The organism is Promicromonospora sp. NPDC019610 (genome assembly GCF_044389365.1).
Classification (GTDB): domain Bacteria; phylum Actinomycetota; class Actinomycetes; order Actinomycetales; family Cellulomonadaceae; genus Promicromonospora.
Map to the genome: position 1 here is coordinate 740,763 of NZ_JBIRXX010000002.1, position 19,225 is coordinate 759,987.

The following is a 19,225-nucleotide window of genomic DNA, read 5'->3' on the forward strand; positions in this document are numbered from 1 at the left end:
ACACCTGGTGCACACCTAGACTGACCCGGTGCGTCTTCTCTTCGCCGGAACCCCCGAACCAGCCGTCGCCTCCCTGGAGGCCCTGCTCGCCTCGCGCCACGAGGTCGTCGCCGTCCTGACCCGTGCCGACGCGCCGTCCGGCCGCGGCCGCAAGCTCACGCCCAGCCCCGTGCGGGCGCGGGCCGAGGAGGCCGGGATCCGCGTCATCACCGACGTCCCACGCGGCGACGAGTTCGTGACCATGCTGCAGGAGCTGGAGATCGACGCCGCCCCCGTCGTCGCCTACGGCCACATCCTGCGCCCCGCCGTGCTCGCCGTACCCCGCCTCGGCTGGATCAACCTGCACTTCTCCGTGCTGCCCGCCTGGCGCGGCGCCGCCCCCGTGCAGCGCGCCCTCATCGCCGGCGACGAGGTCACCGGCGCCACCACCTTCCTGCTCGACGAGGGCATGGACACCGGCCCCGTGCTCGGCACGGCCACCGAGACCATCCGCCCCACCGACACCTCCGGCGACCTCCTCGGCCGCCTCGCCGTCTCCGGCGCCGAGCTGCTCGTCGCCACCCTCGACGCCCTCGAGGACGGCACCCTCCAGCCCCAGCCCCAGCCCGCCGACGGCGTCTCCGTCGCCGCCAAGCTCACCACCGACGACGCCCGCGTCGTCTGGACCGACCCGGCGCTCGCTGTCGACCGCCTGGTGCGTGGCTGCACGCCCGCGCCGGGCGCGTGGACCGTGCTCCCGGACGGTTCCCGCTTGGGCCTCGGGCCCGTCTCGCCGCGCCCCGACGTCACCGACCTGAGGGCGGGGGAGGTGCGCGCGCTCAAGCACGAGGTGCTGGTCGGGACGGCGACGCACGCCGTCGCGCTGGGGGAGGTGCGGCCGGTCGGCAAGAAGGCCATGCCCGCGCCCGACTGGGCCCGGGGCGGTGGCCGCGCGCTCGTCGAGGCGGGTCTGGTGCTGGGCGGGGCGTCGACCCCGAGCACGACGGGTGCCTCCGCATGAGCGCCTACGAGGGCGACGAGCGCCGCAGCTCAGCGGGGCGGCAGCGCTCCGCGTCGCGGTCCCGGGGCGACCGGTCGCGTACGTCGCAGGCGCCCTCGGAGCGCCGCAAGGGCACCGACCCGGCGCGCATGGCCGCCTTCGACGTCCTGCGCGAGGTCGACGAGTCCGACGCGTACGCGAACCTGGTGCTGCCCCCGCTGCTGCGGGAGCGGCGGATCCGCGGTCGCGACGCCGGCTTCGCCACCGAGCTCACCTACGGCACGCTGCGGATGCGCGGCCGGTACGACGCGATCCTGGCGACGTGCGTCGACCGCCCGCTGTCGGGCCTGGACGCGGCGCTGCTGGACGTGCTGCGGCTCGGCGCCCACCAGCTCCTCGGCATGCGCGTGCCCGGGCACGCCGCGGTCTCGGAGACGGTCGGGCTCGCGCGCAACCGGGTGGGCGCGGGGCCCGCGCAGATGGTGAACGCCGTGCTCCGCCGGGTGTCCGAGCGGCCGCTCGACGAGTGGCTGTCGATCTTGGAGAAGGAGGCGCCGGACGCCCTGAGCGGCCTCGCGACCACCGAGTCGCACCCGCTGTGGATCGCCCGCGCGCTGCGGGAGGCGCTGGCGGGCAACGGGCGCGGCGTCGACGAGCTTGGCGACCTGCTGGCCGCCGACAACGCCGCCCCGCGCGTCACCCTCGTTGCGCGGCCGGGCCTGGTGGAGGCGTCCGACGAGGACGCCTGGGGCGACGTGGACCTGGTCGCCGGGCGCTGGGCGCCCACGGCGCTGCGCCTGGAGGGCTCGGACCCGTCCGGCATCCCCGCGATCCGGGCGGGCCTCGCGGGCGTCCAGGACGAGGGCTCCCAGCTCGTCACCCTCGCCCTCGCGGGCGTGCCCGTCGAGGGCGACGCCGATGACAGTGCGGGCGAGCGCTGGCTGGACCTGTGCGCGGGCCCGGGCGGCAAGGCCGCCCTGCTCGGCGCCCTGGCCGCCGAGCGCGGCGCGACCCTGGTCGCGAACGAGGTGGCGCCGCACCGGGCCCGCCTGGTCGCGGGGGCCCTCGCCGCGCTGCCCGACGGCGTGGTCGAGGAGGTGCGCACCGGCGACGGCCGCGAGGTCGGCACGGAGGAACCCGGGGCCTACGACCGCGTGCTGGTCGACGCGCCGTGCACCGGGCTGGGCGCGCTGCGCCGTCGGCCGGAGAGCCGGTGGCGGCGGACGCCGTCGGACCTGGCCGCCCTCACGGCGCTCCAGCGGGAGCTGCTCGCCTCGGCGCTGGACGCCGTCCGGCCCGGGGGAGTGGTGGCGTACGTGACGTGCTCACCGCACCTGGCCGAGACGCAGCTCGTGGTCGCCGACGTGCTGAAGAAGCGCGCCGACGTCGAGCGGCTGGACACCCCGGCCGCGGTGCGGTCCGCGGTGCGTCCGGGTGCGGACATCCCGCTGGCGGATCGCGACGACGTGCAGCTCTGGCCGCACGTGCACGGGACGGACGCGATGCACCTGACGCTGCTGCGCCGGACGGCCTGACCTCAGCCCGCTCGGCGTGTTCGACCCTGTCTGTGTGCGGCTGGGTCAGTCGGTGAAGTGCGGAGTGAAGTTGAAGCCGACGTTTCGAGGCTGGCGTCGTCGGCGTCCTGTCAGGCGCCCGATCAGTTCGACGACCTGAAACGACCACAGCCCAGCCATGATGATCAGAATGGCGCCGAAGGCTGCCATGGCGCCACCGAGGCCGCTCTCCATGGTGGGAGAGAAGTTCGTGGGATCCCTGGGGTCATAGCGGATGGTGACGACGTCGCCGACGGCAAGCGCATCGTCGGGGTTGTTCACGTACGTTGCTCGTCCGCCGTCGCCCGCGGGGATCTCCAGCTTCAGACTGTCGCCGCGCTCGACGACAACTGCATCGACGACGACCCCCCTCGACTCCAGAACTCGTTGGGACCCGTAGACGTCTGCGATGAGGAGGATGCCCAGCACGATGACGCACGGAAAGAGGAACGCGTTGAACCAGAGTCGCTTCGTGCTGATGGTGCGGAGGTTGTAGGTCTCGTCGTAGAACCTGCGGAACATTCCGTGGCTGCCGTCCGGCTTGCTGACCATGGCCGGACGTTAGCGCGCCGTCCGCGGTCCGGGTCAGCGGGTTCCGTGCGCCGCACGGGTGAACTTTCGCCTGGTCTCTGGTGGTACGCCTACACGCCCGCCGGCGGCCATACGCCGAGGATCACGGCCATGACCAGGATCGTGACCAGCTCGTGCGCCAGGTTCAGGGTGGTGAGCTGCGGCGGGCGGCCCTCGAAGGCGTCGTGGGTGATGAAGCGGGCCGCGGTGAAGCCGACCCAGAGCAGCACGGCCGTCACGACCGACGCCGTGAAGAAGCTGCCCTCGTAGAAGACCCACGAGATGTAGACGGCGCCGGCCAGCACCCACGCCGTCAGGAAGCTGACGATCACCGTCACGACGATGGGCCAGACGCCGGCGGCCCGGGCGGCGTCGGGATCCACCTTCGCCAGCCGCATCCAGCGGGTGCCGAACACGCGCGGGGTGTACCAGACCGAGCCCACGACGAGCGTGGACAGCGTGGCCACGATCACGGCCCAGTAGTTCACGTCGGGGATCATCGTCGCTCCGTTCCGTCGGCCTCTAGGCTGGCATCATGGCAGCACTCATCGCCCCCAGCATCCTGTCCGCCGACTTCGCGAACCTCGAGCGTGACCTCGGCCGGATCGCCTCCGCGGACTACGCGCACGTGGACGTCATGGACAACCACTTCGTGCCGAACCTGACGCTGGGGCTGCCGATCTTCGAGCGGCTCGCGAAGGTGTCGCCGATCCCGCTCGACGCCCACCTCATGATCGAGAACCCGGACCGGTGGGCCCCGGCGTTCGCGGAGGCGGGGGCGGCGTCCGTCACCTTCCACGCCGAGGCCGCACAGGCGCCCGTCCGCCTGGCCCGGGAGCTGCACCGCCTCGGGGCGCGCGCCGGGGTGGCGCTGCGTCCGGCCACGCCGGTGGAGCCGTTCCTCGACCTGCTGGCCGAGATCGACATGATCCTCGTGATGACGGTCGAGCCGGGGTTCGGCGGGCAGTCGTTCATCGAGGGCACGCTGCCCAAGATCCGGCGCGCACGGCAGGCCGTGAGCGAGTCCGGGCTGGACGTGTGGATCCAGGTCGACGGGGGAGTCTCCCGGGACACGATCGAGCGTGCGGCCGACGCCGGCGCGAACGTCTTCGTGGCGGGCTCGGCGGTGTACGGCGCCGAGGACATCCCGGCGGAGATCGCGACGCTCCGCGAGCTGGCGGACAAGCACACCCACTGACCGACCCAGGTCGCACCCGGCCGCACCCGACCGCCGCGGCCGTTGAGTGCTGGGTATTCGCGCATCTTCACGTCCCAGAAGCGCAAATACCCAGCACTCAGCGATCGGTCTCGCTTGATTTCCTGTTGGAAATAGTGTGCCAAGCGGGCCGAGTCACCCGCACCGGGTCCGCGGCCAGCTCACCGACCCGCCCCGGTGGGGGAGGACGGCTCGTACTTTCGGCCAGTCCGAAGACTGGTCCGTGGGCCGATGACCTTGCTCCGACCGGCCGGGATGCTCGTTACATGACGACACCCGACGCGGCGCCTGACGCTGCACCCCAGGCCGCAGCAGTCTCCGGGACCGCAGCACCCGAGGCGACGACCGGGACGACGTCCGCGACGCCGCCCCGGCGCACCCGCCGCCGCGCCTGGCTCGTTCCCGCCGGCCTCCTCCTGCTGTCGGTGATCCCGGCGATCGGCGGCTCCGCGCGGCTCGCCGAGCTTGCTTCCGGCCCGGTGCTCACGGAGGAGAACGCGCGGTTCGTGACGCAGCCGCTGCCCGTCGTCGTGCACATCGTGTGCGTGACGGTCTACAGCATGCTGGGCGCCTTCCAGTTCGTGCCGGGCCTGCGCCGTCGCCGCTGGCACCGGTGGGCCGGGCGGGTGCTCGTCCCGGCCGGGGCCGGCGTCGCGCTCACCGGGCTCTGGATGACGGCGTTCTACGACCTGCCGGTCAGGGACACGGTCGTGGTCAACGGCATGCGGTACCTGGTGGGCACCACCATGCTGGTCGCGCTCGTGCTGGGGGTCCGGGCGGCCTTGCGCCGGGACTACGCCACCCACTCCGCGTGGATGACGCGCGCGTACGCGCTGGCCATGGGCGCCGGGACCCAGGGGCTGCTGCTCGGGCCCCTCGTGCTGGTCACCGGCCGCCTGGACCCCGTGACGAACTCGATCGGGCTGACCGCGGGGTGGGTGATCAACCTCGCCGTGGCGGAGTGGGTGATCCACCGGCGCCGGCTCCGGGCGCGCAGATGACGGGACCACGGATGACGGGACCACGCACGACGGGACCGCGGGTGACGGGCCCGCATGTGACGCAGACCATGGCCGCACGCGCCGCGACCTGTGGCATGCTGACGAGCAGCAGTACGCACACACGTGCTCCGGGGTCGGTGTAATTCCGAGCCGGCGGTGACAGTCCGCGACCCGCGTCCGTCCGCAAGGACGGGCCGGTTGACCTGGTGGAACTCCAGGACCGACGGTGAAAGTCCGGATGGGAGGAAGCACGTGCGGCGGAGCCGTCCCCCCGGGGCGTGCGACGTCGTGACGTCGTGCGCGCGAGCAGGGCCTTCCGGCTCCTGACTCGCGCACCCGTCGTCCACCCCCGGAGCGCCGACGCTCGGGGAGGACGGCATGAACGACGGCAAGGATCAGGCATCCATCGGACCGGACGGTCTCCAGGCCGCTGAGCTGAAGAAGGCGATGCGCCGCGCCCTCGCGCTGGCGCGGCTGGGCCCGGCGTACGGGCCCAACCCGCGCGTCGGCTGCGTGCTCCTCGGCCCCGACGGCGGCACCGTCGCGGAGGGTTACCACCGCGGCGCCGGCACCCCGCACGCCGAGGCCGCCGCCCTGGCGGACGCCCGGTCGCGCGGCGTGGACCCGCGCGGCACGACGGCGGTCGTGACCCTGGAGCCGTGCGCGCACCACGGCCGCACCGGCCCCTGCGCGGACGCCCTGATCGAGGCGGGCGTCGCCGCGGTGCACGTGGCGGTCGGCGACCCGAACCCCGTCGCGACGGGCGGCGCGACCAAGCTCCGCGACGCGGGCATCCCGGTGTCCGTCGGCCTGCTCGCCCACGACGGCGAGGAGCTGCTGCGGCCCTGGCTGCACGCCGTCCGCACCGGCCGGCCCTACGTGACCCTCAAGCTCGCCACCAGCCTCGACGGCCGGGTCGCCGCCGTGGACGGGACCAGCCGCTGGATCACCGGCGACCGGGCCCGCGCCCACGCCCACGCGGTCCGCGCGCAGGTTGACGCGATCGCCGTCGGGTCAGGCACCGCTCTCGTCGACGACCCGTCGCTGACCGCCCGGCGGGCCGACGGCGGTCTCTTCGAGCACCAGCCGCTCCGCGTGGTCCTCGGGCGTCGCGCGGTGCCTGACGGCGCCCGCCTGCGCGGGACCGGCGGCCCGCTGCTGCACCTGCCGACCCACGACCTCGACGCCGCGCTGCGGGACCTCGGCGGCCGGGAGGTGCGCCACCTGCTCGTCGAGGGCGGTCCCACGCTGGCCACGGCCCTGCTGGCCGCGGACCTCGTCGACGAGCTGCACGCCTACGTCGCGCCGGTGCTGCTCGGCGCGGGCGCCACCGCCGTCGGCGACCTCGGCGTGACCACCATCGGCGAGGCCGCGCGCTTCGCCACCGCGGACGTCACCCGGCTGGGCGACGACGTGCTACTGGTGGCGCGCCGCCTCAAGCCCGCTGAGGCCGAGCCCTCTCAAAACCAGTCCGCTGAAGACAGCACCGCAGCAGAGCAGACCGCAGCCCTTTCCGCACAGGACGGCCGCCCCGGCCGGCGCACCCAGGAGGAGATCTGATGTTCACCGGAATCGTCGAGGAGCTCGGCTCCGTCGTCGCGCTCGTCCGTCCCGACGGCGCGGGCGCCACGCCCGGCACCCCGCCCGGCACGGACGCCGTCGCGCCCGACGCGGTCCTGACCGTCGCGGGGCCGCTCGCGACGTCCGACGCGCGCCCCGGCGACTCGATCGCCGTCGACGGCGTGTGCCTGACCGTCACCTCCGTGGCCGACGGCGCGTTCGTGTCCGAGGTGATGCCCGAGACCCTGCGGCGCACGTCGCTCGGCGGCCTGGTCCCCGGAGCCCGGGTCAACCTGGAGCGGGCGCTGCCCGCGAACGGCAGGCTGGGCGGGCACGTGGTCCAGGGGCACGTCGACGGCGTGGCCACGCTCGTGCGGCGCACACCCGGGCCGCGCTGGGACGACCTGGAGTTCTCCGCGCCCACGGCCCTGACCCGGTACGTCGCGGAGAAGGGCTCGGTGGCGCTGTCGGGGGTCTCGCTGACGGTGACGTGGGTGTCGGACGACGGGTTCGGCGTCTCGCTCATCCCGACGACGCTCGCCGCCACCACGCTGGGCGGGCTGGCCCTGGGGGGCGTCGTCAACGTGGAGGTCGACGTGCTCGCGAAGTACGTCGAACGCCTCATGGCGAGCGGGGTCGCCCGATGAGCGGCGTGCGGGCGGCGGAACTCGCCGGCACGGACACGCCGGGCACGGGGCTCGTGGAGCGTGCCCTCGCCGAGCTCGCCGCCGGGCGTCCCGTGCTGGTGGCCGACGACGCCGGCCGGGAGAACGAGGTGGACGCCGTCCTGGCCGCCGGCGTCGCGACGGCGGAGTGGGTCGCCTGGACCGTGCGGCACTCGTCCGGGTACCTGTGCGCGCCGATGCCGGCGCACCGGGCCGACGCCCTGGAGCTCCCGCTCATGGTGGAGCACAGCGAGGACCCGCGCGGCACGGCGTACACGGTGTCGGTGGACGCCGTGGGCGTCTCGACCGGTATCTCGGCCGCCGACCGGGCGCTGACCCTGCGGGTCCTCGGTGACCCGCGCTCGGGCGCGCGCGACCTGATCCGGCCCGGGCACGTGCTGCCGCTGCGGGCCCGACCCGGGGGCGTGCTGGAGCGCGCGGGGCACACCGAGGCCGCCGTGGACCTGGTGCGCCTTGCCGGCCGTGCGGCTGCCGCCCCCGACCTCGGCGAGGTGGGCGCCATCGCGGAGCTCGTCCGGGACGACGGCGCCATGATGCGCCTGCCCGAGGCGCAGGCCCTGGCGCAGGAGCACGGGCTCGTGGTGCTGACGGTCGCCGACCTGGTCGCGTGGCGGCGGGCGCACGACGAGGCTCCTGTGGCCGTCGCCGACGAGGACGGGGCTCCCGTGGGCGCCGGCGCGGAGGACGCGGCTGCGCAGGCGCCGGCCGCGGACCCGCGCACGACGCTGCCCACGGACCCCCGGGTGGAGCGGGTCGCGGAGGCGGCTCTGCCGACGCAGTACGGCGACTTCCGGGTGGTGGCGTACCGCGACCTGCGTTCGGGCGCGGAGCACCTGGCCCTGACGCCGGTGGACGCGGTCCCTGCCCCGGATCTGGCTCCGGCGACTGCGGCGCCGCTGGTGCGAGTGCACTCCGAGTGCCTCACGGGCGACGGCCTGGGCTCGCTGCGCTGCGACTGCGGTCCGCAGCTCCAGGCCTCGCTGCGTGCGGTGGCCGCCGAGGGCGGCGCCGTCGTCTACCTGCGCGGGCACGAGGGCCGCGGGATCGGCCTGGCGGCCAAGATCCAGGCGTACGCGCTGCAGGACGTCGGGCTGGACACCGTGGAGGCCAACGTCGAGCTCGGGCTGCCGGTGGACGCGCGCGAGTACGGCGCGGCGTCGGCGATCCTGGCCGACCTCGGCCTGGACGGCGTGACCCTCCTGACGAACAACCCGGAGAAGGTGACGGGCCTGCGCGCGGCGGGCACGGACGTCGTCGGGCGGCGTGGGCTGGTGGTGGGGCACGGGGTGCACAACCACCGCTACCTGGAGACCAAGCGGCTGGTGATGGGGCACTACACGAGCGACCACACGAGCCAGAGCCAGAGCCAGAACAAGTACGAGCACGAGCACGAAGGAGCATGCGCATGAGCGGGGCAGGAGCACCGAAGGTGACGGTCGACGGTACCGGGCTGCGAGTGGTGGTGATCGCGGCGAGCTGGCACGAGCAGGTGATGGACGGCCTGCTGGCCGGTGCGCGACGGGCCCTGGCGGCGTCGGGCGCGGAGTGGACGGAGCTGCGGGTCCCGGGCTCGTTCGAGCTGCCGGTGGCGGCGGCGCGGGCGGCCGGCATCGGTGGGGGACCGGCGGCGGACGCCGTCGTCGCGCTGGGTGTCGTGATCCGCGGGGGCACGCCGCACTTCGAGTACGTGTGCTCGGCGGCGACGTCGGGCCTCACGGACGTGAGCGTGCGCACCGGGGTGCCGGTCGGCTTCGGTGTGCTGACATGCGACACCGAGCAGCAGGCGCTGGACCGCGCAGGGCTGGAGGGGTCGAGCGAGGACAAGGGCGCGGAGGCCGCGGAGGCGGCGATCGCGACGGCGGTGACGCTGCGGAGCCTCGAGGCGGGCACCGCAGCCGTCTGACACGGCACGAGCCGTCTGACAGCTCCATGTGGCTGGCACGGCCCCAGCGGGCCGGGGCAGCAGACGAGGCGCACGGGTGCCGTCCGATAGGTTCGGACGGCACCCGTGGCTCGTTCCACGGCATCTCTCCGCACACCGTTCCCGTCATGAATTAATAGTGTGCCAAGCGCTTCAAAACCACCCATGGCCGGGTAGGACAACTCACCAACCAGCCCCGAGAAAGGGCCTGAAAAAACGGGGCGGATGCGAAAGGGACAGCTCGGTCGGCACATTGACCAGGCATGAGGACTTCAGGCGCCCGGCGCGCAGCGGCGGTACTGGTGGCGACGGCTCTGACGGGAGCGATGGTGGGCGGCCTGGTGGGCTGCGCGGACGCCGGGACGACCGGCGGCTCGCCGGCTCCGGCTGGGGAACCGGCCGAGGGAGCCGCCGAGGAGACGTCCGACGACCTGCTCGGAGGGTTGCCCGGGGGCGGCGTGGCGTGCGTCGACTGGGTGCGCTTCGCCACCCCGGAGGAGGCCGCGGCGGACGCCGGGGCCGTGCTGCTGGGCACCGTGGTGGAGCGGGACGGCGCGGCGCAGATGTTCGGCGTCGAGGCGCACCGCTGGCTGTTCGACGTCGAGGAGGTGCTCGAGCGGCCCGTTTCGGGGAGCTCACGCGCGAACCCGGCCGCGGAGCCGCCGCCCGAGCTGGACGTCTCGCCGGGGGAGCAGATCTCGGTCGTCTCGACGCCGGAGACGTGCGGGGGAGCGGACAACCCGTACCCCGGGGGCGACCCGCTCGACCCCGCCACCGCCACCGCCACCAGCACCAGCACCGGCGCCCGCTCCGTGATCGTGCTGCTGTCCGGCGCGACGGACGACGGGTCGACGGACGATCCCGTGGGCTTCCACCTGATCACGCCGTACCAGGGCGTGGTGTCCCCGGAGGCCGACGGATCGCTGCCGGCGGAGTGGCCCGCGACCCCGTGAACGGGTCGCCGGGCAAGCGGCCGGGCGAGCGGCCGGGCGAGCGATCGAACGAGAGTCTGGCCACAACGTGGGACGGCAGGCGGTGGTGCCCCCCTCGCCCGACTAGGCTGAGCAGGTGAAGACCTTCGAGACCCTGTTCGCCGAGCTGACCGAGAAGGCCGAGACCCGCCCCGCGGGTTCGGGCACCGTGGCCCAGCTGGACGCGGGAGTCCATGCGATCGGCAAGAAGGTCGTGGAGGAGGCCGCCGAGGTCTGGATGGCGGCCGAGTACCAGTCGGACAGCGAGACCGCGGAAGAGATCTCGCAGCTCCTGTACCACCTGCAGGTCCTGATGGTCGCCAAGGGACTGACCCTCGAGGACGTGTACACGCATCTGTAGCGAGGCTTCCGGGTCTCGGCAGGCTCGGCCCCTGGTCGATCTGACCGCCGGTCGAGCTTGTCGAGACCCCGGACCTCGCACCCAGATCCGTCGTACACCCAGAGAGGAACCAACCACATGCTGCGCATCGCCGTCCCCAACAAGGGTGCCCTGTCCGGCCCCGCCTCCGAGATGCTGAGCGAGGCGGGCTACCGCCAGCGCCGGGACACCCGCGAGCTCGTGCTCGCCGACCCCGAGAACGACGTCGAGTTCTTCTTCCTGCGCCCGCGCGACGTCGCGGTGTACGTGGGGACCGGGACGGTCGACGTCGGCATCACCGGCCGCGACCTGATGCTCGACTCGGGTGCGGACGCCGTCGAGCACCTGGGCCTCGGGTTCGCCCGCTCCACCTTCCGGTACGCGGCACCCGCCGGACCGGGCGAGGCCGACCCCGTGACCGAGATCGCGGACATCGCCGGGCGCCGCGTGGCGTCGTCGTACACCACGCTCGTGGCTCAGCACCTGGCGAAACAGGGTGTCGAGCCCGCCGCGATCGTGCACCTGGACGGTGCCGTGGAGTCGAGCGTGCGCCTCGGCGTCGCGGACGTCATCGCGGACGTCGTGGAGACCGGCACCACCCTGCGGGCCGCGGGACTGGAGGTCTTCGGCGACCCGATCCTGCGCTCGGAGGCCGTGCTGATCCGGCAGTCAGACGCCGAGCCGCCCGCCGGTCTCGACGTCCTGACCCGCCGTCTCGAGGGCGTGATCACCGCCCGCGAGTACGTGCTGATGGACTACGTGGTCCCCGAGTCCCGGCTGGAGCAGGCCGTCGCGATCACGCCCGGCAAGGAGTCCCCGACGGTCTCCGCGCAGCACCACAGCGACGCCCGCGCGGTGCGCGTCATGGTGCCGCGCAGCGAGACCAACAGGATCATGGACGCGCTTTACGACGTCGGGGCGCGCGCCATCATCGTGACCTCGATCCACGCCTCGCGGCTGTAGGACCGATGGCCGCCGGGTCGGGGAGCAGCGCGATCGGCCGCGGCCGGCGCGACGACCACTTCCGCACCTTTCGCGGCCGCTTCGGCACGCCCACGGCGTACGGCATCGCGCTGCTGTTCGCCGGCGGGTGCACGTTCGTGGCGCTGGCGGCGAGCGGTCCCGGGGCGGACGCCGCCAACCGCGTCGCGATCATCGTGTTCGGGCTGCTGGGCGCCCTGGTCGCCTGGCGGTTCGGCGCCGTGCGCGCCGTCCCCGACCCGTCCGGGCTCACCGTGGTCAACTACGCGACCAGCCGGCGGCTCGCCTGGCCCGAGATCGTGACGGTCCGGTTCGGGCCCAACGACCCGTGGGTGCACCTCGACCTGGCGGACGGCGACGTGCTCGCCGTCATGGGCATCCAGCGGGCCGACGGCGAGCACGGCATGGCGGAGGCGCGCCGTTTGGTGGCCCTGATCGCGGAGCTGGGCGAGGCGGCGGAGCCGGAGCAGCGGTAGCAGAAGCCGCAGGGAACGAAGCAGAGCGCCTGCCCCCGGGTCGGGGGCAGGCGCTCTGCTTGTCAGTCGGGTGTGTCAGCGGCTGCTGCGCGCCTCGTAGTGGGCCGGGCCGCGGCCGCGGGGGCCACGCTCGCCGTCCGGACGGCGGTGGTCGCCACCGCTGCGGGGGCCACGCTCGCCGCCGCGCGGGGCGCCGCGGTCCAGGGTGATGCGCAGCGGCTTGCCGGCCACGCGGGCGCGGCCCAGGCGGTCGAGCGCCTCGTTGTCCAGCGGCGCGATGATGTCCACCAGCGAGAAGTTGCCGAAGATGTCGATCTTGCCGACGTCGGCGCCGGTGATGCCGCCCTCGCCGGTCAGGGCGCCGACGATCCCGCCCGGCTGCACGCCGTGCGTGTGGCCGACGGCGATGCGGTAGCGCGTGCCCCGGGCCGGACGGCGGATGCCGCGGTCGCCCTCGGAGCGGCCGCGCACGGGCCGGTCGCCGGACCGGTCGTGCCGGTCGCCCTCGCGGGTGTTGCGCCGTGCGGCGGCGGCCTTCGCCTCGGCCCGCTCGCGCTCGTACTCCTCCTGCTCGGCGCGCGCACGCGGGCCGTCGTCGCCCACCGCGAGCGCCGCCATGGCGGCGGCGATGTCGATGGGGTCGGTGCCGGTCTCGTCGGCGTAGGCGCGGATGAGCTCGGTGTAGAGCTCGAGGCGGCCGGCCTCGCGGCGGGCTGCGACCTTGCCGAGGGTGCGCTTGACCTGGTGGGCGGAGACGTCCCGGGGGGAGGGGATCTCGACCTCTTCGAGCTGGGCGCGGATGGTGCGCTCGATGGAGCGGAGCTTGCCGCGCTCGTGGGGGGTGACGAAGGTCAGGGCCTCGCCGGTGCGTCCGGCGCGGCCGGTGCGGCCGATGCGGTGGACGTAGGCCTCGGGCTCGCCGGGGACGTCGAAGTTGACGACGAGTCCGATGCGGTCGACGTCGAGGCCGCGGGCGGCGACGTCGGTGGCGACGAGGACGTCGAGGGCGCCGGAGCGGAGGCGCTCGACGATCTTCTCGCGTTCCTTCTGGGCGACGTCTCCGGAGATGGTGGCGGCGGAGATGCCCTTCTCGATGAGGGCGGAGCCCACGTCCTCGGCGGCGCCGCGGGTGCGGGTGAAGACGATGGCGGCGTCGGCGTCGGAGGTGGCCAGGACGCGGGCGAGGGAGCCGACCTTGTGGCGGAAGGGCACGACGGCGTAGGTCTGGCGCACCGCGGTGACGGTGGAGGCCTGGCGGGTGACGGCGATCTGGACCGGGTCGGTGAGGTGCTGGTCGGCGACCTTGCGGATGGCCGGGGGCATGGTCGCGGAGAAGAGGGCGACCTGGCGCTTGGCGGGGGCCTGGCCGAAGATCTCCTCGACGTCCTCGGCGAAGCCCATGCGGAGCATCTCGTCGGCCTCGTCGAGGACGAGGAAGCGGATGTCCTCCAGGCGCAGGGCGCCGCGCTCGAGGTGGTCCTTGATGCGGCCGGGGGTGCCGACGACGACGTGGACGCCGTCGCGCAGGGCGCGCTGCTGGGGCACGTAGGGGGAGCCGCCGTAGACGGGCAGGACGCGGACGTCGTCCATCTTGCTGGCGAACGACTCGATGGCGTCGGCCACCTGCATGGCGAGCTCGCGCGTCGGGGTCAGGACGAGGGCCTGGACCTTGCGCAGGGCGGGGTCGACGGCGGCGAGGAGCGGCAGGCCGAACGCGGCGGTCTTGCCGGTTCCGGTCTGGGCGACGCCGGTGATGTCGCGGCCGGCGAGGAGCTCGGGGATGGCGCGGGCCTGGATGGCCGAGGGCGTCACGAAGCCGAGCTCGGCGATGGCGGCCATCAGCGGCGCGGGCAGGTCGAGGCTCGCGAAGGTGGGGCCGGTGGGCTCGGCCGGCTGCGCCGGGGTGGGCTCGGCCGTGGTCTCCGCGAGCGCCTCGGTCGAGGTCTGCTCGGTCCGGGTCTGCTCGGTCGGGGTCTCAGAGGTGGCGGCCGCGGGGGCCGTCCGGTCGCCGGAGTCGGCGGTGACCTGGTCGGTCTCCTGCTCGGCAGGCGCGATCAGGTCAGGGGTGTCGATAGACATGCAGTGCTGCACCGTTCGTCGTCGGGTGGGAGTCAGGGCCGAGGTGAGGGCCCTCGCGTCGCTCGCTCCCGACACACCTTCCCCGCAGCCGAGGCTGCGGGCCTGTCTCGCACGTTGCGTGCACACACGGGAAGACGACGAACTCCAAGGGGATGTGGCACCACTGTATCGGTTGCGGGCGCCCTGAGCACAGAGGCTGGGGGCGTGACGTGCAGCACCCGGGTGATGTCGTCCGTGGTGAGGGCGTTGTGGGCGGGGTCTGGGGGCGGCTGACGGGTGTGGTCCCGGGCGTGTCGGCGGGTGGTGTGGGGGGTGGTCCTGCCCGTGCGGACGGCGTGCCCGTGCGTATACGCAACGGTCGCGCCGTAGGATGGCGGCCGAGACGAACCGGCGTGAGCAAGGGCGGTGTGCGTGTCCACTGGGGCGGAGATGAGCTCCCGGGTGCTGACCGTGCCCAACGTGATCAGTATGGTGCGGCTGGCTCTCGTGCCGGTCTTCGCCGTGTTGATCGTCGTGGGCGAGGACGGTTGGGCGCTGGTGGTGCTCGCCGTCTCGGGTGCGTCGGACTGGCTCGACGGTGTGCTGGCCCGTCGCCTGAACCAGGTCACGCGGCTGGGGCAGATGTTGGACCCCTTCGCGGACCGGCTCTTCATCTTCGTGACCCTGATCGGTCTGGCCTGGCGTGAGGTGGTGCCGCTGTGGCTGGTGCTGGTGATCGTGGCGCGTGACGTGCTGCTGGCACTGACGGTGCCGGTCCTGGCCCGCCTCGGGTACGGGACGCTGAACGTGACGACGGTCGGCAAGGTCGCAACGTTCGCGTTGCTGTACGCGTTCCCGTTGCTGCTGCTCGCGGAGGTGCCGGGCTGGGTGGGTGCGGGTGCGCACGTGGTGGGCTGGGCGTTCACCTGGTGGGGTGTGGGCCTGTACTGGCTGGCGGGTCTGCAGTACGTGGCGCAGGTGCGCCGGCTGGTGGCGCAGGGATGACGGCGCCCATGGCGGGCGGCCCGTCCGACCGCCCTGCCGTCCGCACGGCGCCGCGTCGTCCGGACGAGTCGATGACGCTCCTGCGGGAGGTCACCGAGCGGCCGCTCGACCCGGGGTACGCGGAGATGGCGCGGCGGCGCGCGGAGGCGGGCGAGGCGTCCGGCCCGCTGGGGGGACGCCGCGTGTCGAGCGTGGTGACGATGCTGCTGGTGGCGATCGTGCTCGGTGCGGTGACGGCGGTGGCGGTGCGTGACCTGCGAGCGCCGCAGCCGACGGTCACGAAGGGGCGGTCGGTGCTGATCGAGCAGATCCAGGACCGTAGTGCGCAGGTGGAGGCGTTGTCGGCGCGGGCGGCGGCGCTGGACGCGCAGGTGGACGGGTTGCAGAGCGGTGGGCTGCTGCCGTCGGCGCTGCAGGAGGTCAACGAGCTGGACCGGTTGGTCAGTGGTGCGGTGCCGGTCGAGGGGCCGGGCATGGTGGTGTCGCTGACCGACGGTTCGGGTGGTGGGCTGGTGGAGCCGGGTGACGCGCCGGCGGAGTCGCGGGTGCGGGACGCGGACGTGCAGTTCGTGGTCAACGAGCTGTGGGCGGCGGGGGCGGAGGCGGTGGCGGTCAACGACGAGCGGCTGACGTCGCTGTCGGCGATCCGGAACGCGGGGGACGCGATCCTGGTGGACCTGCAGCCGTTGAACGGTCCCACGTACCGGATCGAGGCGATCGGTGACCCGGAGGACATGCAGGTGGAGTTCGCGCGGTCGGCGGGGCTGGGGTTCCTGCAGCTGCTGAGCGCGGAGTATGACATCAAGAACGACGTGAGCACGAGCGACGGGATGTACCTGCCGGGTGCGGGCTCCCCGACGCTGCGGTTCGCGCGGGTGCCTTCGGGCACGGAACCGGATGCGAGCACGACACCGAGCGCGACACCGAGCGCGACGGCAGGCAGTTCGGCGGGCACGGAATCAGCAGGCACGGAGCAGGACCGATCTGAGGAGGGCAACGGATGATCGCGATCGTCGGGCTGGTGATCGGGGTGGTTGCGGGGCTGGTGCTGCAGCCGACCGTTCCGCTGTTCCTGCAGCCTTACCTGCCGATCGCGGTCGTGGCCGCGCTGGACGCCCTGTTCGGTGGGCTGCGCGCGATGCTCGACGGGCTGTTCGATGACAAGGTGTTCCTGGTGTCGTTCCTGTCGAACGTGGTGGTGGCCGCGTTCATCGTGTTCCTCGGCGACCAGCTCGGCGTGGGCAGCCAGCTGTCGACGGCGGTCGTGGTGGTGCTCGGGATCCGGATCTTCTCGAACGCCGCCTCGATCCGCCGGCACATCTTCAAGGCGTGAGCATGGGCCGGGACAAGAACGGGGCGGGCGCGAAGCCCGACAAGAGCGGGTCGAACAAGCCGGGGCCGAGGCACCCTGGGGCAGAGGTCTCCGGGCCCGTGGCTTCCGAGCCGGAAGCTTCCGAGCGCAAGGTTTCCGAGCCGGAGACGGTCGAGCCGGAGCCCGTCGTGGACGAGCCGGTGGACCCCACCCCGGACGCAGCCCCGACCCCGGAGTCTGAGCCGGAACCAGAACCGGGGCAGGAGCCGGCGTCCGGCTGGAAGCGGGTGGCGCAGCTGCTGCGTCCGCGCGGTACGCGCTCGGAGCTGCTGACGGGTCTGCTGTGCCTGGCGCTGGGGTTCGCCCTGGCGGTGCAGGTGGGGCAGTCGACGGGGGACCAGCTCAGCAGCCTGCGGCAGGACGAGCTGGTGCGGCTCCTGGACGAGGTCACGCAGCGCGCGGACCAGCTCGACGCCGAGGTCTCGGACCTGGAGGAGATCCGGGACGACCTGCAGTCGGAGGACGGGCGCGACCAGGCGGCGCGGGATCTCGCGCAGCAGCGTGCCGAGCAGGAGGGCATCCTGTCGGGTCGTCTGCCGGCGCAGGGGCCGGGCGTGCAGATCCACGTGGCCGACGGCGCCAAGCCCCTGGAGGCGCAGGTGCTGTTCAACCTCCTGGAGGAGCTGCGCAACGCCGGCGCCGAGGCGATCCAGGTCAACGGCGTCCGCCTGGTCACCACCAGCTACTTCGTGGACTCCGGCGGCGGGATCGTGCTCGACGGCGCCGCGATCGCGTCCCCGTACGAGTGGACGGCGATCGGCGACCCCGACACGATCGACCGGGCCCTGGAGATCCCCGGCGGCGCACTGCCCCGGATCCGCGAGGAGGGCGGCGAGGCGACCACCACCACCTCCGACGAGGTCCTGGTCGACGCCGTCCGCATCCCGGGCCGGCCCGAGCACGCCGAACCCGTCGCGCCGGACGACGAGAAGTGACCCCCACCACGTTCCTGACCTGCTCGGACACCGGTTGCGGACCAACCTGCTGAACCGGCATGCGGAACCGCCCGGAGGTAGGTAGTTTTATCCGGGTTGGTTCCCGACATTGGTTTTCGCCGCTACCCCGATCGGGGTAGGTTGAGTGGAACCCGGACGATGCCCCGGCCGTTGTCCCCACGTAGTCACCCTGTTCCATCAACATCGCACCCGAGGAGACCTGATGACGGACCCCAGCGCCCATCCGGTCGGGCCCGATACCACGGCCAACCTGGGTCGCATCGCGTTCCCGACCTCCGACGAGCAGGCGCCCCGCACCGCCCTGAGCCCGGAGGAAGCGGCTGCGGTCGCCGCACTGCCCCGGCACTCCGCACTGCTCATCGTGCAGCGCGGCCCCGGGTTCGGTGCCCGGTTCCTGCTGGACACCGGCCGTTCCGTCGCCGGCCGCAGCGAGCAGGCGGACATCTTCCTCGACGACGTCACCGTGTCGCGCAAGCATGCCGAGTTCGTCCGCGAGGGCGACTCGTTCGTGGTGCGCGACATCGGCTCCCTCAACGGGACCTACGTCAACCGGGGCCGGATCGACGCCGCGACGCTCGTGACGGGCGACGAGGTACAGATCGGCAAGTTCCGCCTGACCTTCCACGCCAGCCCGCAGTCGCCGGCTCAGTGGGGCCCGGGGACGCCCGCCCCGTGACCGCCGGCGCCGCACGCGACCATGACCGTGACCGTGCGCACGGTCATGACGCGGACCTCGACGCGCCCTGGCCCCGGGGGATCTCCCGGCAGGCCACGATGCGGATCAGCGACGTCCTGCGTGCCCTGGGCCAGGAGTTTCCCTCCGTCTCGCACTCCAAGCTTCGCTTCCTGGAGGAGCAGGGCCTGATCGAGCCCGTGCGGGCGCCGTCCGGCTACCGCCAGTACAGCCAGGCCGACGTGGAACGCCTCCGGTTCGTCCTGACCGAGCAGCGCGACAGCTACATGCCGCTGAAGGTCATCAAGGAACGCCTGGCGGCGATGGACGCCGACCCCGACTCGGCCGAGCACCCCGCACCACGGCTCGCCGCGAACGGGTCACCGGCACGCCGCCGCTGGACCGCCCCGGCGGTCGCCGAGGCGGCGGGCGTCACCGAGGAGTTCGTGCAGAGCCTGGCCCAGGCCGGGCTCCTGCCCGCGTCGGGCAGCACGTTCGGGCCCGGCGCCGTCGAGGTCGCCCGCATCGCCGGAGCGCTGGCCGAGTTCGGCGTCGAGCCCCGGCACCTGCGCACCTTCCGCACCGCCGCCGACCGGCAGGTCACCCTCGTGGACCAGGTCGTCGCCCCGCTGCGCAGCCAGCAGGCCAGCGCCGGCCGCGGCCGCGCCGCCAGCATGGCCGGCGAGATGGGCGAGCTGTTCACCCGCCTGCACACCGCGTGGGTCCGGCAGGGCATCGACGACCTCGGCTGAGCCGGAGGCGCAGTGCGGAGTCGGGCCCGAGGGCAGACGCCGACAGACGCCGACCGTAAGTTTTGCCGTCGGCGCACCCGGCCGTGACCAGGAATTTGACCCGAGCGCGCGACGAG

General features: G+C 73.6%; 21 protein-coding genes and 1 riboswitch. Of the genes, 18 read left to right on the forward strand and 3 right to left on the reverse strand.

What is annotated here, in order from left to right:
- Positions 1–28 precede the first annotated feature (28 nt).
- Both fmt and ACH45N_RS14955 read left to right on the forward strand, forming a co-directional pair.
- The gene (fmt, locus tag ACH45N_RS14950; protein ID WP_397395155.1) at positions 29–1,000 is read left to right on the forward strand and encodes a methionyl-tRNA formyltransferase; all 972 of its coding nucleotides are present in this window, start codon (positions 29–31) and stop codon (positions 998–1,000) included.
- Positions 997–2,514 carry an RsmB/NOP family class I SAM-dependent RNA methyltransferase gene (locus ACH45N_RS14955; RefSeq protein ID WP_397395157.1) on the forward strand — a complete coding sequence of 506 codons (1,518 nt, stop codon included), beginning with the start codon at positions 997–999 and terminating at the stop codon, positions 2,512–2,514. Before fmt ends, ACH45N_RS14955 begins: the two co-directional genes overlap by 4 nt.
- A gap of 45 nt (positions 2,515–2,559) precedes the next feature.
- Here the strand turns inward: ACH45N_RS14955 and ACH45N_RS14960 are convergent, their stop codons facing one another.
- On the reverse strand, positions 2,560–3,084 hold the full coding sequence (locus ACH45N_RS14960) for a hypothetical protein (protein ID WP_397395159.1): 525 nt from the start codon (positions 3,082–3,084) through the stop codon (positions 2,560–2,562).
- An 89-nt stretch (positions 3,085–3,173) separates the two neighbouring features.
- Positions 3,174–3,602 (reverse strand): DUF1761 domain-containing protein, encoded by a 429-nt coding sequence (locus ACH45N_RS14965; protein WP_397395161.1) that lies wholly within the window; start codon positions 3,600–3,602, stop codon positions 3,174–3,176.
- Positions 3,603–3,637: 35 nt separating this feature from the next.
- Here ACH45N_RS14965 and rpe point away from each other — a divergent pair, with 35 nt between their 5' ends.
- The 10 genes from rpe (at position 3,638) to ACH45N_RS15015 (ending at position 12,293) form a co-directional block, all read left to right on the forward strand.
- Positions 3,638–4,300 (forward strand): ribulose-phosphate 3-epimerase, encoded by a 663-nt coding sequence (rpe, locus tag ACH45N_RS14970; RefSeq protein ID WP_020015391.1) that lies wholly within the window; start codon positions 3,638–3,640, stop codon positions 4,298–4,300.
- 284 nt (positions 4,301–4,584) lie between these two features.
- Positions 4,585–5,319, forward strand: coding sequence for a DUF2306 domain-containing protein (locus tag ACH45N_RS14975; protein ID WP_397395163.1), 735 nt, complete (start codon positions 4,585–4,587; stop codon positions 5,317–5,319).
- Between the two features lie 119 nt (positions 5,320–5,438).
- Positions 5,439–5,575: riboswitch (FMN riboswitch) on the forward strand.
- A gap of 122 nt (positions 5,576–5,697) precedes the next feature.
- Positions 5,698–6,879, forward strand: a complete 1,182-nt coding sequence (gene ribD, locus ACH45N_RS14980; protein ID WP_397395165.1) for a bifunctional diaminohydroxyphosphoribosylaminopyrimidine deaminase/5-amino-6-(5-phosphoribosylamino)uracil reductase RibD — start codon at positions 5,698–5,700, stop codon at positions 6,877–6,879.
- On the forward strand, positions 6,879–7,526 hold the full coding sequence (locus ACH45N_RS14985; RefSeq protein WP_397395167.1) for a riboflavin synthase: 648 nt from the start codon (positions 6,879–6,881) through the stop codon (positions 7,524–7,526). The genes ribD and ACH45N_RS14985 overlap by 1 nt, the downstream gene beginning before the upstream one ends.
- Positions 7,523–8,974, forward strand: coding sequence for a GTP cyclohydrolase II (gene ribA / locus ACH45N_RS14990; protein WP_397395169.1), 1,452 nt, complete (start codon positions 7,523–7,525; stop codon positions 8,972–8,974). The genes ACH45N_RS14985 and ribA overlap by 4 nt, the downstream gene beginning before the upstream one ends.
- A complete protein-coding gene (ribH, locus tag ACH45N_RS14995; RefSeq protein ID WP_397395171.1) occupies positions 8,971–9,468 on the forward strand; it encodes a 6,7-dimethyl-8-ribityllumazine synthase in 498 nt (165 codons plus the stop codon). Before ribA ends, ribH begins: the two co-directional genes overlap by 4 nt.
- A gap of 281 nt (positions 9,469–9,749) precedes the next feature.
- Positions 9,750–10,439 (forward strand): hypothetical protein, encoded by a 690-nt coding sequence (locus ACH45N_RS15000; protein WP_397395173.1) that lies wholly within the window; start codon positions 9,750–9,752, stop codon positions 10,437–10,439.
- 115 nt (positions 10,440–10,554) lie between these two features.
- On the forward strand, positions 10,555–10,818 hold the full coding sequence (locus ACH45N_RS15005; RefSeq protein ID WP_108494143.1) for a phosphoribosyl-ATP diphosphatase: 264 nt from the start codon (positions 10,555–10,557) through the stop codon (positions 10,816–10,818).
- 117 nt (positions 10,819–10,935) lie between these two features.
- Positions 10,936–11,799 (forward strand): ATP phosphoribosyltransferase, encoded by an 864-nt coding sequence (hisG, locus tag ACH45N_RS15010; RefSeq protein ID WP_397395175.1) that lies wholly within the window; start codon positions 10,936–10,938, stop codon positions 11,797–11,799.
- A 5-nt stretch (positions 11,800–11,804) separates the two neighbouring features.
- Positions 11,805–12,293 (forward strand): PH domain-containing protein, encoded by a 489-nt coding sequence (locus tag ACH45N_RS15015; RefSeq protein ID WP_397395177.1) that lies wholly within the window; start codon positions 11,805–11,807, stop codon positions 12,291–12,293.
- Between the two features lie 75 nt (positions 12,294–12,368).
- Here the strand turns inward: ACH45N_RS15015 and ACH45N_RS15020 are convergent, their stop codons facing one another.
- Positions 12,369–14,372 carry a DEAD/DEAH box helicase gene (locus ACH45N_RS15020; protein ID WP_397395179.1) on the reverse strand — a complete coding sequence of 668 codons (2,004 nt, stop codon included), beginning with the start codon at positions 14,370–14,372 and terminating at the stop codon, positions 12,369–12,371.
- Positions 14,373–14,783: 411 nt separating this feature from the next.
- Between ACH45N_RS15020 and ACH45N_RS15025 the strand changes: the two genes are divergently transcribed.
- The 6 genes from ACH45N_RS15025 (at position 14,784) to ACH45N_RS15050 (ending at position 19,109) form a co-directional block, all read left to right on the forward strand.
- Complete coding sequence (locus ACH45N_RS15025; protein ID WP_397395181.1) at positions 14,784–15,356, forward strand: CDP-alcohol phosphatidyltransferase family protein; 573 nt, start codon at positions 14,784–14,786, stop codon at positions 15,354–15,356.
- Positions 15,353–16,360: a DUF881 domain-containing protein gene (locus ACH45N_RS15030; RefSeq protein WP_397395183.1), complete on the forward strand. Its 1,008-nt coding sequence runs from the start codon at positions 15,353–15,355 to the stop codon at positions 16,358–16,360. Before ACH45N_RS15025 ends, ACH45N_RS15030 begins: the two co-directional genes overlap by 4 nt.
- Positions 16,357–16,689 carry a small basic family protein gene (locus tag ACH45N_RS15035; protein WP_285104718.1) on the forward strand — a complete coding sequence of 111 codons (333 nt, stop codon included), beginning with the start codon at positions 16,357–16,359 and terminating at the stop codon, positions 16,687–16,689. The genes ACH45N_RS15030 and ACH45N_RS15035 overlap by 4 nt, the downstream gene beginning before the upstream one ends.
- Before the next feature lie 2 nt (positions 16,690–16,691).
- On the forward strand, positions 16,692–17,663 hold the full coding sequence (locus ACH45N_RS15040) for a DUF881 domain-containing protein (RefSeq protein WP_397397463.1): 972 nt from the start codon (positions 16,692–16,694) through the stop codon (positions 17,661–17,663).
- A 223-nt stretch (positions 17,664–17,886) separates the two neighbouring features.
- Entirely contained in the window at positions 17,887–18,360 is a 474-nt protein-coding gene (locus ACH45N_RS15045) for an FHA domain-containing protein (RefSeq protein ID WP_020015374.1), read from the forward strand.
- Positions 18,357–19,109 carry a MerR family transcriptional regulator gene (locus ACH45N_RS15050; RefSeq protein WP_397395185.1) on the forward strand — a complete coding sequence of 251 codons (753 nt, stop codon included), beginning with the start codon at positions 18,357–18,359 and terminating at the stop codon, positions 19,107–19,109. Before ACH45N_RS15045 ends, ACH45N_RS15050 begins: the two co-directional genes overlap by 4 nt.
- The last annotated feature ends 116 nt before the right edge of the window (positions 19,110–19,225 follow it).